We start from the raw sequence: 12,945 nt of genomic DNA on the forward strand, positions 1-12,945 counted from the left end.
CCAGGTGTGCGGCGAGCTGCGCCAGCTGGTGGGGGAGATCCAGGGGGCGGTGGGGCAGGTAGACGGGGCCTGCGGTGAGGTGAGCAGCACCACCCGCGCCATCGTCACCGATCTGGCGAGCCAGAATCAGCGGGTCGATACGGTGGCGGCGGCCATCGAGCAGATGTCGGTCAGCACCCGGGATGTGGCGGGCAATATCGCCGAAGCGGCGCGGGCCGCCCAGCAGGCCGAGCAGCAGACCCGCCAGGGCGGCCACGAGCTGACCCGCATGACGGCCACCATGCAGCAGATTGCCGCCATGATTGCCCAGGCGAACGAGGCGATGGGCCAGCTCAGCAGCCAGAGCGAGCAGGTGGGACGCGTCACCGAGGTGATCGCCACCATCGCCGAGCAGACCAATCTGCTGGCGCTCAACGCCGCCATCGAGGCGGCGCGGGCTGGCGAGCAGGGGCGCGGTTTTGCGGTGGTGGCCGACGAGGTGCGCCTGCTGGCGAGCCGCACCAGCCAGTCCACCGAGGAGATCAGCCAGACCATCGCCAGCATCCAGCAGCAGACCCGCCAGACCGTCAACACGGTCGGCAGCGGTACCCGGCTGGTGGAGGAGGGGCGCGGCGCCGTCGACTCGGTGACCGCGACCCTGGACGCCATGTTGCAGCTGGTGCAGGACTTGTCGGGTCAGCTAGGGGCCATCGCCACCGCGACCGAGCAGCAGTCGCGGGTGGCGCAGGAGGTGGCGGGCACGGTGGAGGAGATCGCCGGGCTCAGCCGGCAGTCGAGCCAGCGCAGCCAGCAGGGGGAGGAGATAGTGGCCAGGCTGGCGCAGGATACCGGCCGCTTGACGGCGGTGATCAGCCGCTTCGAACTGGATGCCTGAGGCTGACAAGGCCCATGAAAACGGGGCAGGCCGCTTGGCCTGCCCCGTTTCTTTTCAGCCTTGCTGGCAAGAGATGGTTGCTCTGACCTGGCGGGTCACTCCAGCCGGCGGAAGGACTGGTTGTCGAAGCTGCTGCTGGTCTCCTGGTTGAGCAGGCTCACCAGCAGGATCGCGCGTTTGTCGCCATCCGGCTCCAGATAGATGGCCTCAAAGCCGGCCAGCGGACCGGATTCTATCAATACCTTGTCGCCCTGGGTTGGCAGGTTGGCGTAGCTGGCGCGTGCCTCGTCGCTGTCGTCCCGGCTCATCAGCTGATAGACCAGCTGGCTGTTGATGGCAGTCCACTCCCGCCCGAAGTGGATGATCCGGCTGATGCCGCGGGTGGACTTCAGGGTGACCGGGGTGACCTCTTCCAGATCCACGTAGATGAACAGGTAGTTGGGGAACATGGGCTCCCGCACCGGGACTCGCTTGCCCCGCCGCAGTTTTTCAATTTCCACCATGGGATAGTAGGACTCGATCCCCTGGGCTTCGAGATGGGCGCGGGCGCGGGCCTCTTCTTTTGGCTTGCAGTAGGCCAGATACCATTTTTTCATGTGATGAATATGTTCGTGTTGCCGTGCTCGCCGATATGATAGCGGCAGCAATAAAAAAGGCCACGCATTGCGTGGCCTTTTTTGCCGAGTGAGTGATTACCAACCTTTCACCAGGCCGCCTTTGAACAGTTCCAGCCCTTTCTTGTAGACGTCATCGGTCTGGAAGGCCTGTACGAACTGTTTGACCTTCTCGTCGTCCTTGTTGTTGTCGCGGGCGACGATCAGGTTGACGTAGGGGGACTCCTTGTCCTCGACAAACAGGCCGTTCTCGGTCGGGGTCAGGCCGATCTGACCGGCGAAGGTGTTGTTGATGATGGCCAAGTCCACGTCTTCCAGCGAGCGCGGCAGCTGGGCAGCTTCCAGCTCGACGATCTTGAAGTTGCGCGGGTTGCTGGCGATGTCCAGCACGGTCGCTTCCAGACCAGCACCCTCTTTGAGCTTCAGCAGACCCTGCTTCTCCAGCAGGATCAGGGAGCGGCCCAGGTTGGTCGGATCGTTCGGCACCGCGATCTGGGCACCATCTTTCAGCTCGGAGAGGGCCTTGATATTCTTGGAGTAACCGGCGATCGGGTAGACGAAGGTGTTGCCGACCGGCACCAGCTTGAAGCCGCGATCACGGATCTGGGCATCCAGATAGGGCTTGTGCTGGAAGGCGTTGACGTCAACGCTGCCATCGTTCAGGGCCACGTTCGGGGTGACGTAGTCGGAGAAGTTGACCACCTCGACGGTCAGGCCGTATTTCTCCTTGGCCACTTTGGCGGCCACTTCAACCAGTTCGGTCTCGGGACCGGCGATGGCGCCCACTTTCAGGGTCTTGTTCTCTTCTTTTTGACCGCAACCGGCCAGTACCAGGGTAGCCAGCAGGGCAGCCGCTACGGATTTGATGCCAAATTTCATAAAACCTCCTGTCAGAAATCGACGATTAACGATGATCACATTTGTTGACCAGGCGCTCACCCGCGCTCTGGATGAGTTGAACCAGCACTACCAGGATCACGACGGTGACCAGCATGACGGTCGGGTCAAAGCGCTGATAGCCGTAGCGAATACCCACATCGCCCAGTCCACCGCCCCCGATGGCACCAGCCATGGCGGAGTAGTTCACCAGCGTGACGAGGGTGATGGTGACGCTGTTGAGGATGCCGGGCAGGGCCTCGGGCAGCAGCACCTTGGTGATGATTTGCAATGGCTTGGCGCCCATCGCCTTGGCCGCTTCCAGCAGGCCGTCCGGCACCTCCATCAGGGCCCCTTCCACCAGGCGGGCGATGAAGGGGATGCAACCGACGGTCAGCGGCACGATGGCGGCGATGGTGCCGATGCTGGTGCCGACGATCAGCCGGGTCAGCGGGATGATGGCGACCAGCAGGATGATGAAGGGTACCGAGCGACCCACGTTGACCACCATGCCCAGGGTGCGGTTGAGCAGCGGGTTGGCCAGGATCTGGCCGGCCTTGGTCACGTGCAGCGCCACGCCGAGCGGCAGACCGAGCAGGCAGCCGAACAGGGCGGAGGCAAACACCATGATGAGGGTGTCGCCCAGGGCCGTGAACAGCAGATTAATCATTGCTTCGGACATAACCCATTACCTCCAGCTGAATATGGTTGTCGATGAAGAACTGCTGGGTGGCCTCGCACTGGACCTCATCCCCGAACAGTTCCGCCAGCAGGAAGCCGAACTTGACGCCACCGGCGTACTCGATGTCGGCGCTCAGAATGCTGATGTCGATGTTGAAGCGGCGGCTTGCCTCCGAGATGAGCGGCGTGTCGACCGTGCTGCCGGTAAAGCCGAGTTTCACCAGCGGATAGCTGGCGGGTACTCGATTGCTACTCATCCGATCCTGATACTCCTGGGGCACTTCCAGGTGGATGGTGGAGTGGATGAAATCCCGCGCCAGCTGGGTCTTGGCATTGCTGAAGAACCAGGCCACTTCGCCCTGCTCGATCAGCCGGCCGTCACTGATGATGGCCACTTCGTCGCAGATCCCCTTCACCACGTCCATCTCGTGGGTGATGAGCAGTATGGTGAGACCCAGCTTGACGTTGATCTCCTTGAGCAGGGTCAGGATCGAGCGGGTGGTCTGCGGGTCGAGGGCCGAGGTGGCCTCGTCGCACAGCAGCACCTTGGGGGCCGGGGCCAGCGCCCGGGCGATGGCGACCCTCTGCTTCTGGCCGCCGGATAGCTCTGACGGATAGGCGTGGGCGCGGGCTTCCAGCCCGACCAGCACCAGCAGTTCGGTGACCCGGCTCTGGATCTTGTCCTTGCTCCAGCCCGCCAGCTCCAGCGGAAAGGCGATGTTGGCGGAGACGGTGCGGGAGGCCAGCAGGTTGAAGTGCTGGAAGATCATCCCGATCTGGCGGCGGGCCTGGGTCAGATCCCGCTCGCTCAGGGCGACCAGATCCTGGCCGTCGACGATGACCTGGCCATCCGTCGGGCGCTCCAGCAGGTTGACGCAGCGGATGAGGGTGCTCTTGCCGGCACCGGAGGCACCGATCACCCCGAAAATTTTGCCTTGCGGCACATGCAGGCTGACATCACGCAGGGCGTGCACGGCATCACTGCCTTTACCGTAGACTTTGTTGAGACCGATCAACTTAATCATGGATTCTTCCGTGCTAACAGCCTTAAAGCACAGGGCGCTACAGGCGGGTGAATTGGGCAGAGGTTTCACTGGGTTGCTCTGCCATCATGGAGGATGATGCTAAGATGTCTGGATGGCCGTGTCAACGCGTGTTTATACATCTAGACGTCTAAAAAAGTGCTAAGGATTGCCACTGGTTGACTAAGGCCGACGGTGATCCGGTTCACATCAATATTGTATTTGGCAGTGTAGTAGGATTGCCGAATATCAAATGGCAAATACACCATTATCACTTCCTTTATTAGTCGTGAGACGGATTCAGCTGCTCATCCTTTTACTCCCCCCGGGTTGGCACAAATCATTCCATTTTGTGTCGATCGCTGCTTTCTTGGCCGGCTTCTTGATGCAGCACAACAAGGGCCGTGCTTTGGCTTGGCTTGCAATAGCCTGTTTTTTATACTGAATGGGCACGACATACAGGAGGGCAACCTGATGCGATTTCAACAAATCAAAGACTTGCTGCTCTATCTGGAGCAGGTGCATCACCAGCTTGGACTCTGTTACGGGCGCCTCATGACCCAGGTGGATGGCGAGCGCAGCCGGCTGCTGCTGGCCTATCTGCAGCAGCGGGAGGAGGCGGCTGGTACCCAGCTGGATGACTACCTGAGCGAACTTGGCGAAGGGGTGAAGGAGACCTGGCTGGAGCGGGGCTTCAGCGAGGATCTGCTGCCCGGGATCCGGCGCCTTGACCTGCCCGCCACGGCCCAGACCCAGGACATAGTGCAGCTGGTGTGCCGGCAGGAGGAGAAACTCATCGGTGAGCTCAGCCATCTGGCCCGGGAGTGTCCGACCGAGGAGACGGTGCGGCTGCTCGGTGGCCTGGCCACGCAGGAGCAGACCCGCCTGACCCGGTTGGTGCACGGCGCCCATCGGCTCGACGACCTCTAGGGGATGGCCGCTGTCGAGGTGTGCGGCGCATAGTGAAAAATGTGTGGGGAAAACAGCAGAGGCCCGGCAATGCCGGGCCTCTGCTGTTTGTTGTTCACGACGGGCTCATGCCGACTGGCGGGCGGCGGTGAGTTCGGCGGCGTGCAGGGCGGCGCCTATGATGCCGGCCTGATTGAGGTTGGCGGCCGCTACCAGCGGGGCACGGGTCTCAATCTTGTCGATGAACTTGTCGAGCTTGGCGGCGCTGCCGCTGCCCAGGATGAAGAGGTCGGGGGAGAACAGAAACTCGAGGCGAGACAGGTACTTGTTGAAGCGCTTGCCCCAGCGGCCCCAGGAGAGATCCTCGCGCTTGCGCACCGCGTCCGAGCAGTAGTGCTCGGCCACCATCCCTTCCAGCATCAGGTGACCCAGCTCGGTGTTGGGCAGCAGATGGCCGTTGACGAAGACGGCGGTGCCGATGCCGGTGCCGACCGTGATGAGGATGATCACCCCCTGGCGATCCCGGCCGTTGCCGTAGCGCATCTCCGCCAGACCGGCCGCATCGGCGTCGTTCAGCACGTGGCAGGGCTGGCCGGTCACGTCGCCGAACAGGTGGGCGACGTCGGTCTCAATCCAGCTCTTGTCGATGTTGGCCGCACTCTTGGCGATGCCGTTGTGGATGGTGGCGGGAAAGCCGCAGCCCACCGGGCCCTTCCAGTCGAAGTGTTCCACCAGCGCCTTGAGGGTATGCGCCACGGCGGCCGGGGTGGCCGGCTGCGGCGTCACCAGCCGGTGGCGTTCGCCAATCAGCTCGCCCGTTGCGGTGTCGACCAGGCATCCCTTGATCCCCGAACCACCGATATCCACTCCCAACATCTGCATCAGCTTGTTCCTTTTGTTGTGCCGACCATCGACCGTCGGCAGAGCATGAAAAAATGACCTGGATCCGGCAAGGGGCAGATCGTCTATGCGTGATCCGGCAGACCTTTTTCGATGCAGCGGATCAGCAAGCGGGTCTTTTTGTTGTCATCCTGCTGGCGCCGGGCCAGGGTCGCCAGCGCCCACTCGATATGTTCGGCCACCATGGGCTCGGCTTCCGTCAGCGCCTGCTGCAGGGCCATCATTACCTCCTGACTGGCCGGGCCGTTGCCAAGGGCCACCGCCAGGTTGCGGCGCCAGCGCTGATAGCCGATGCGGCGAATGGGGCTGCCTTCCGTGTGCTTGAGAAACTCGCTCTCGCTCCAGCCCCACAAGGTCAAGAGGGGCGGGCGGTGCAGATTGGGGCGCGGGCTGAAGTCGGGCTCAGGGCTGGCATTGGCGTAGCGGTTCCAGGGGCAGATGAGCTGGCAGTCGTCACAGCCATAGATGCGGTTGCCCATCAGCGGCCGGAACTCTACGGGGATGGGGCCGTCGTTTTCGATGGTGAGATAGGAGATGCAGCGGCGGCCATCCACCACGTAGGGGGCGACAATGGCGCCGGTGGGGCAGATGTTGATGCAGGCCACGCACTTGCCGCACTGCTCTTTCTCCACCGCCGCATCCAGCGGCAGCGGCAGGCTGAGCAGCAGCTCCCCCAGAAAGAAGAAGGAGCCCGCCGACTCGTTGAGCAGCAGCGAGTGTTTGCCCACCCAGCCGAGGCCGGCCTTGGCCGCCAGCGGTCGCTCCAGAATGGGGGCCGAGTCGACGAAGGGGCGCCAGCCCAGCGCCTCGCAGCGCTGCTCGATGCGCTCCCCCAACTGCTTGAGCCGGCTGCGCAGCAGCTTGTGGTAGTCGCGACCAAGGGCATAGCGGCTGATGTAGCCGAGGGTGGGATCGCGCAGGGTGGCGGCGAAGCCCGCCTCGAACGGGAGATAGTTCATCCGCACCGACAGCACCCGCAAGGTGCCCGGTAGCAGCTCGTGGGGGCGAGCCCGCATCATGCCGTGGCGCGCCATGTAGTCCATGCTGCCGTGATAGCCAGCGTCCAGCCAGGCTTGCAGCCTGGGCTCTTCGAGGGTGAGATCCGTGTCGGTGATGCCGGCCTGGTCGAATCCTAGCTCGTTCGCCCAGAGCTTGATATCTTGGGCCAGTTGATGAAGTTCGGCCGTGGTCATGGCGCCGCCGGTCCTGCTGGCGGGCGGCCTGAGCGTGCACCGGGATGGGAGTGTACTGTCATGCTGTATCGCATCTCTGGGGGCTTGCTGCCAAGGTTAACCGATGAGGGCGTTTGCCGCCGTCATACTGCATCATGAGCCCGGTGCCCGCCGGACCGGATCAATGGATGAGAGTCAGGAGCCGTCATGGAACAGGTCATCGGGGATGCTATCAGCGGGAAAGAGGGGCAGAGCTTACCACAATCACTGTGGCGGACTGAACAGATCCGTGCCCTGGAGCGGGAGTGGGCCGAACGCGAGGGACTGAGCCTCTATGCCCTGATGGAGCGCGCCGGCGCTGCGCTGCGCACCTACGCCACCCACCACTGGCCGCACAGCCGGTGCTGGTGGATCTTTACCGGCCCCGGCAACAACGGTGGCGACGGCTACGTGCTGGCCCGCCTGGCGAGACAGCTGGGTCTTGAGCCCCAGGTGATTGCCGTGCGAGATCCCGCCGAGCTGATGGGGGATGCCAGGCGGGCCGCCGACGAGTGGCTGGCGATGGGGGGCACAGTGGTGTCGCCCGAGGAGCGGGAACTCGACCGGCTGCCGGCCCCGGATCTGGTGATAGATGCACTGCTTGGCACCGGTGTCCATATCCGGCTGTCACCGCTCATGACAAAGATCGTCGCAACAATCAATGGCTTGCAGGTGCCCGTGTTGGCGGTGGATCTCCCCTCCGGCCTCAATGCCGATACCGGCTGCGCCATGGGAGCCGTGGTGCGCGCCAGCCGTACCCTCACCTTCATCGGCATCAAGCAGGGCATGCTCACCGCCGACGGGGTGGATTGCGTTGGTCGGCTCGACTGCGACACCCTCGGCGTCACCGCGCCGCCCGAGTGGCAGGCGGCCGCCGCGCGCGTCGATTATCCTTCTCTTCGCGCCAGGCTGACGCCGCGCCAGCGCTCGTCCCACAAGGGCTCCCACGGCAAGGTGCTGCTGGTGGGGGGCAATGCGGGGATGCAGGGGGCCATCGTGCTGGCCGCGCGCGCCTGCCTGCGGGCCGGTGCTGGTCTGGTCCGGGTGTGCCAGCATCCTGATCACCTGCCCGCCAGCCTCTACCAGGCCGAATTGATGGGCAGTCAGGCCGGCGGGGATGAAAGCTGGGCCTCGGTGCGGGTGGTGGGACCGGGTCTGGGTCAGGATGAGTGGGGTCGGCGCCATTTTGAGTCATTTGTTAACGAGCAGGTGCCACTGGTATTGGATGCCGATGGATTGAATTGGCTGGCGCAATGTCCTCGTCATCAGGATAATTGGGTGCTCACGCCCCATCCGGGCGAGGCGGCCCGCCTGCTGGGCTGCACCATTGCCGAGATCGCCGCGGATCGCTTTGCCGCGGTGCAGCGTCTGCAGCAGCGCTTCGGCGGTGTGGTGCTGCTCAAGGGGGCGGGGACGCTGATCCACGACGGCAAGGGGATGGCGCTCTGCAACGAGGGCAATCCCGGCATGGCCAGTGGCGGCATGGGCGACCTGTTATCTGGTATAATCGCCGCCCTTTTGGCCCAGGGCTGGTCTGCCGCCGAGGCAGCCCGACTGGGCGCCGTGATCCACGGGGAAGCGGCCGATCTGGCCGCTGCAGACGGAGAGCGGGGCATGCTGGCATCAGACCTGCTGCCCTTTATCCGTCGACTGGTTAATCCCGACACCATAACAAGCTAAAGAAGAACATGGCAAAACAGTTGATGATGACACTGCCGGACGAGGCAGCAACCGTGGCACTGGGTGGCCGTCTGGCCCACGCCTGCCAGCAGGCGACCACTGTCTTCCTGCATGGGGCCCTCGGGGCCGGCAAGACCACCCTGACTCGTGGCTGGGTGCAGGGGCTGGGTCATGAGGGCAAGGTCAAGAGCCCGACCTACACCCTGGTGGAGCCCTACGAGCTGGCCGACTGGCAGCTTTACCACTTCGATCTCTATCGGCTGGCCGACCCGGAAGAGCTGGAGTTCATGGGGATCCGCGACTACTTCGGCGCCAACACCCTCTGTCTGGTGGAGTGGCCGGAAAAGGGCGACGGCTGGCTGCCTGCGCCGGATCTCGAGATCACCCTGAGTTATGCAAACGAGCAGCGTGAGGTGCAGATTGACGCCCGCACTGCTATTGGCGAAGCCATTCTGGAACGGTTGTCATCTACGTGCGCTTGATCCTTGTTATTGCCCTCTCCCTGCTGGCCTTACCCTCCTGGGCGAATCAGCTCAAGAGCGTGCGGGTGTGGCCATCGCCGGACAACACCCGGGTGGTGCTCGACATGAGCAGCGCCCCCAATTACAACTACTTCACCCTGACCGGCCCGGACCGGCTGGTGATCGACCTGAAAGGGGCGAGCAACGTCACCAATCTGGCCCGCATCGAGAACAAGAGCGAGCTGGTGCGCAAGATCCGCGAGAGCTCGCCGCTGGAAAAAGGCGGGCTGCGGCTGGTGCTGGACCTGAGTTCAGCCATCAAGCCGGTGGTCTTTCCGCTTGCGCCGGCCGGCCCCTACGGCCACCGGCTGGTGATCGACCTGCCCTATGAAGAGAAGGCCTCTGCCACCGCTCAGGCGGCACCGGTGGGCGGCAAGGGCAAGGGGGTGGTGATCGCCATCGACCCGGGCCACGGCGGGGAAGACCCGGGCTCCATCGGCCCGCGCCGTACCTACGAGAAGCGGGTGACCCTGGCGGTCTCCCAGAAACTGGCCGCCCTCATCGACCGCGAACCCGGCATGCGCGCCGTGCTGACCCGGCGCGGCGACTACTTCGTCGATCTGAACAAGCGTTCCGAGATTGCCCGCAAGGCCAAGGCCGACCTGCTAGTGTCGGTGCATGCCGACAGCTTCCACAACTCGACCCCGCGCGGCGCCTCCGTCTGGGTGCTGTCGACCAACCGTGCCAACCGCGAGATGGGCAGCTGGCTGGAGAAGCAGGAGAAACAGGGCGAGCTGCTGGGGGGCGTTGGCAAGGTGTTGGCCGAATCCGATCCCAACCCCTACCTGGCGCAGACCTTCCTCGACCTCTCCATGGACAAGTCGCGGGCCGAGGGCTATGACGTCAGCCGCCAGATCCTGCGCTCGCTGGGCCGGGTGGCCCGGTTGCACAAGAAGGCGCCGGAACACGCCAGCCTGGCGGTGCTGAAGGCGCCTGACATTCCCTCCGTGCTGGTGGAGACGGGCTTTATCTCCAACCACGCCGAAGAGAAGCTGCTGGCGACCTCCAGCTATCAGGATCAACTGGCTCGCGCCATCTTCGAGGGGATCCGCAACTACTACCGGGCTCACCCGACCAAGGGCGCCATGCTCACCGGCAAGGGGCAGGCCAGCAACAAGCAGGCCGCGGTCAGCCGACCCGCCCCAGCCAGCAAGCCGGTCGCCGTCAGCAAACTGGCGGCGCAGCCGGTGCAGCAGGTGGTAACCAACCGGATGCCGGCCACCGAACCGAACCGCAGCAGCGACGGCGGGGCGCCGGTCAGCAGCGTCGGCGGCTCTTCGTCCGGTGCCGGGGTGATCAAGCCCTACGTGGTGGCAGCCAAGGAGCCGAGCGTGCCGGTGACCAGCGTGCAGAGCAACGACAAGGCCAACATGATCCGTCATGTGGTCACCCGCGGGCAGAGCCTCTCCCGGCTCGCCGAGAAATACGGGGTCAGTCAGGCGCGACTGGTGGAGATCAACAAGCTAAAGTCGCGGGACATCCAGATAGGGCAGGTGCTCTATATCCCGCAAAAGTAGCGCTGGATGAGGCGCCGGGTCCGTCCCTGCCAGTGGCAAGGGCTGACCCGGCTAGTCCTCATCGCCCCCGCCGATTACCCGCACCTTCAACCATCAGGAGTCAGCGATGCCGATCCGTACCTTGTCCCCAGTGCTGGCCAGCCAGACGAGCGCGGGCTGTGATACGGCGGCGTGGCGCCCAGTCGGGGCGGTTGCCACAGCCATCCCGTTCAACCAGCAGGAGTAAGCGATGCCAATCCGTATATTGCCGCCGATTCTGGCCAACCAGATTGCTGCCGGTGAGGTGGTGGAGCGGCCCTCCTCCGTGGTCAAGGAGCTGGTGGAAAACAGCCTGGATGCAGGGGCCGACCGGGTCGAGATCGACATCGACAAGGGCGGTGCCAAGCTTATTCGCATTCGCGACAATGGCGGTGGCGTCGCCAAGGATGAGCTGGTGCTGGCGCTGTCGCGCCACGCCACCTCCAAGGTGGCGACCCTCGACGATCTGGAAGGGATCAACAGCCTGGGCTTTCGCGGCGAGGCGCTCGCCTCCATCAGTTCGGTCTCCCGTCTCACCTTTACCTCCCGTACGGCGGAGCAGTCCGAAGCCTGGCAGGCACAGGCCGAAGGGCGCGAGATGAGCGTCACCGTCAAGCCGGCGGCCCACCCGGTGGGCACCACTGTGGAGGTGGTGGACCTCTTCTTCAACACCCCGGCCCGGCGCAAGTTCATGCGCAGCGAAAAGACCGAGTTTGCCCACATCGACGAGCTGGTGCGTCGCATCGCGCTCTCCCGCTTCGACGTCACCCTGATCCTGCGCCACAACGGCAAGGTGGTGCGCCAGTACAAGGCCGCCAACACGGTGGCGGAGCAGGAGCGCCGGCTCGCCGCGGTGTGCGGCTCTCCCTTCATGCACCACGCGCTGGCGGTGGAGAGCGAGCACAGCGACGTGCGGCTGTGGGGCTGGCTGGCCACGCCCGCCGGCGCCAGACCGCAAAACGATCTGCAATACACCTATGTCAACGGCCGCATGATGCGCGACAAGCTCATCAACCACGCCATTCGCCAGGCCTATGACGAACTGCTGCCGACCGACCGGTTCGCGGCCTACGTGCTCTACATCGAGCTGGATCCGCGTCAGGTGGACGTCAACGTCCATCCGGCCAAGCACGAGGTGCGTTTTCATCAGGCGCGCCTCATTCACGACTTCATCTTCCAGGCGCTCTTTACCGCCCTGCGCCAGCCAGGGGCGGCAAGCGACGAGAGCGACCAGCCTCTGGCCGAGACCCTGGTCGAGCTGCCGGTCAGTGCCCCCATCGAGTATCCGGGCCAGGCGCCCAGAGCCGAGTGGTATGGTGCCGAGCACAACTACCGGGCCCCGGCCCGGGAAGTGCGGGAAGGAAGTGGCGCCGGGCGACCCGGCAACTACCAGCCGCCCGAGCCCCCGAGCCGGGAGGCGATGCGCGGCATGGGAGCCCTACTCACCACCCTGCCGACGGTGCATGACACGCCGCTGGCAGAGGCTGAAACCATGCCTGTTGCCGCCGTGGCGGCCAAGGCGGGGGCGTGGCGGGCCTTGACCCTGGTGGAGCAGGCCTATCTGCTGCTGGAGCGAGACAACCGGCTGGCCCTGCTGTCGCTGGTGCGGGCCGAGCGCCTGCTGCTGCGCCACTGGCTGCTGGAAACCTGGGGCCAGGGGCTGGCGGCCCAGCCGCTGCTGCTGCCGGTCTCCTTCAAGCTGCCGAAAAACCTGGTCGCGCTGGTGGAAACGCAGGAGCGTTTGCTCAAACGGATGGGGCTGGAGTTGAAAAGCGGCGGGCGCGACACCATGATCCTGACTCGGGTGCCGGCGCTGCTGCGCCAGACCGATCTGGTGCGCTTATTACCCGAATTGCTGCAACTGATCGAGAGCGGATCTGACAGTGATACTGGCCAGCAGGCTGAAGTACTATGCCAATGGCTGGTGGAGCAGGGGATAAGTCGCGAAAAAGTATATGATTTTGCCACGGCCAACCGCTTGCTGACGGAACTTGTTGCCGATTTCAGTGACCAACTGGCAGACGTTCGCATGGTGCGCCCGCTGTCGCTGGCGAGCGTGCTGGCCGAGTTCGCCGATGGCCATTGAGGGAAATGCCCTCTTGAATCCATAAACCAGTTTTTT

Annotated in this window: 12 protein-coding genes; 6 read left to right on the top strand and 6 right to left on the bottom strand. The window is 64.1% G+C overall.

What is annotated here, in order from left to right:
* On the top strand, nt 1–874 hold an 874-nt coding region (locus tag BN1143_RS02350), incomplete at its 5' end, for a methyl-accepting chemotaxis protein (protein WP_042049536.1).
* 95 nt (nt 875–969) lie between these two features.
* On the opposite strand, the gene rfaH is transcribed toward BN1143_RS02350, so the two are convergent.
* From rfaH to metN, 4 genes are all read right to left on the bottom strand, one after another.
* Nucleotides 970–1,470: a transcription/translation regulatory transformer protein RfaH gene (gene rfaH, locus BN1143_RS02355; RefSeq protein WP_005304273.1), complete on the bottom strand. Its 501-nt coding sequence runs from the start codon at nt 1,468–1,470 to the stop codon at nt 970–972.
* 96 nt (nt 1,471–1,566) lie between these two features.
* A complete protein-coding gene (gene metQ, locus BN1143_RS02360; protein WP_042049537.1) occupies nt 1,567–2,367 on the bottom strand; it encodes a methionine ABC transporter substrate-binding lipoprotein MetQ in 801 nt (266 codons plus the stop codon).
* A gap of 25 nt (nt 2,368–2,392) precedes the next feature.
* The gene (locus BN1143_RS02365; RefSeq protein WP_011704854.1) at nt 2,393–3,046 is read right to left on the bottom strand and encodes a methionine ABC transporter permease; all 654 of its coding nucleotides are present in this window, start codon (nt 3,044–3,046) and stop codon (nt 2,393–2,395) included.
* The gene (gene metN / locus BN1143_RS02370; RefSeq protein ID WP_019840629.1) at nt 3,027–4,070 is read right to left on the bottom strand and encodes a methionine ABC transporter ATP-binding protein MetN; all 1,044 of its coding nucleotides are present in this window, start codon (nt 4,068–4,070) and stop codon (nt 3,027–3,029) included. The genes BN1143_RS02365 and metN overlap by 20 nt, the downstream gene beginning before the upstream one ends.
* A gap of 471 nt (nt 4,071–4,541) precedes the next feature.
* Here metN and BN1143_RS02380 point away from each other — a divergent pair, with 471 nt between their 5' ends.
* On the top strand, nt 4,542–4,997 hold the full coding sequence (locus BN1143_RS02380) for a hypothetical protein (protein WP_010634952.1): 456 nt from the start codon (nt 4,542–4,544) through the stop codon (nt 4,995–4,997).
* Between the two features lie 105 nt (nt 4,998–5,102).
* Here the strand turns inward: BN1143_RS02380 and ppgK are convergent, their stop codons facing one another.
* Together ppgK and queG are read right to left on the bottom strand one after the other, a co-directional pair.
* On the bottom strand, nt 5,103–5,858 hold the full coding sequence (gene ppgK / locus BN1143_RS02385) for a polyphosphate--glucose phosphotransferase (RefSeq protein WP_042049539.1): 756 nt from the start codon (nt 5,856–5,858) through the stop codon (nt 5,103–5,105).
* 83 nt (nt 5,859–5,941) lie between these two features.
* Nucleotides 5,942–7,069, bottom strand: coding sequence for a tRNA epoxyqueuosine(34) reductase QueG (queG, locus tag BN1143_RS02390; RefSeq protein ID WP_042049540.1), 1,128 nt, complete (start codon nt 7,067–7,069; stop codon nt 5,942–5,944).
* A gap of 186 nt (nt 7,070–7,255) precedes the next feature.
* Here queG and BN1143_RS02395 point away from each other — a divergent pair, with 186 nt between their 5' ends.
* From BN1143_RS02395 to mutL, 4 genes are all read left to right on the top strand, one after another.
* Nucleotides 7,256–8,767, top strand: a complete 1,512-nt coding sequence (locus BN1143_RS02395; protein ID WP_042049542.1) for a bifunctional ADP-dependent NAD(P)H-hydrate dehydratase/NAD(P)H-hydrate epimerase — start codon at nt 7,256–7,258, stop codon at nt 8,765–8,767.
* 8 nt (nt 8,768–8,775) lie between these two features.
* Nucleotides 8,776–9,249: a tRNA (adenosine(37)-N6)-threonylcarbamoyltransferase complex ATPase subunit type 1 TsaE gene (gene tsaE / locus BN1143_RS02400; RefSeq protein ID WP_005304245.1), complete on the top strand. Its 474-nt coding sequence runs from the start codon at nt 8,776–8,778 to the stop codon at nt 9,247–9,249.
* Nucleotides 9,240–10,805, top strand: coding sequence for an N-acetylmuramoyl-L-alanine amidase (locus tag BN1143_RS02405; RefSeq protein WP_042049543.1), 1,566 nt, complete (start codon nt 9,240–9,242; stop codon nt 10,803–10,805). The genes tsaE and BN1143_RS02405 overlap by 10 nt, the downstream gene beginning before the upstream one ends.
* Nucleotides 10,806–11,034: 229 nt before the next feature.
* Nucleotides 11,035–12,909, top strand: a complete 1,875-nt coding sequence (gene mutL, locus BN1143_RS02410; RefSeq protein WP_042049544.1) for a DNA mismatch repair endonuclease MutL — start codon at nt 11,035–11,037, stop codon at nt 12,907–12,909.
* Nucleotides 12,910–12,945 lie beyond the last annotated feature (36 nt).

This window comes from Aeromonas dhakensis (genome assembly GCF_000820305.1).
In the GTDB taxonomy this organism is placed as follows: Bacteria; Pseudomonadota; Gammaproteobacteria; order Enterobacterales; family Aeromonadaceae; genus Aeromonas; species Aeromonas dhakensis.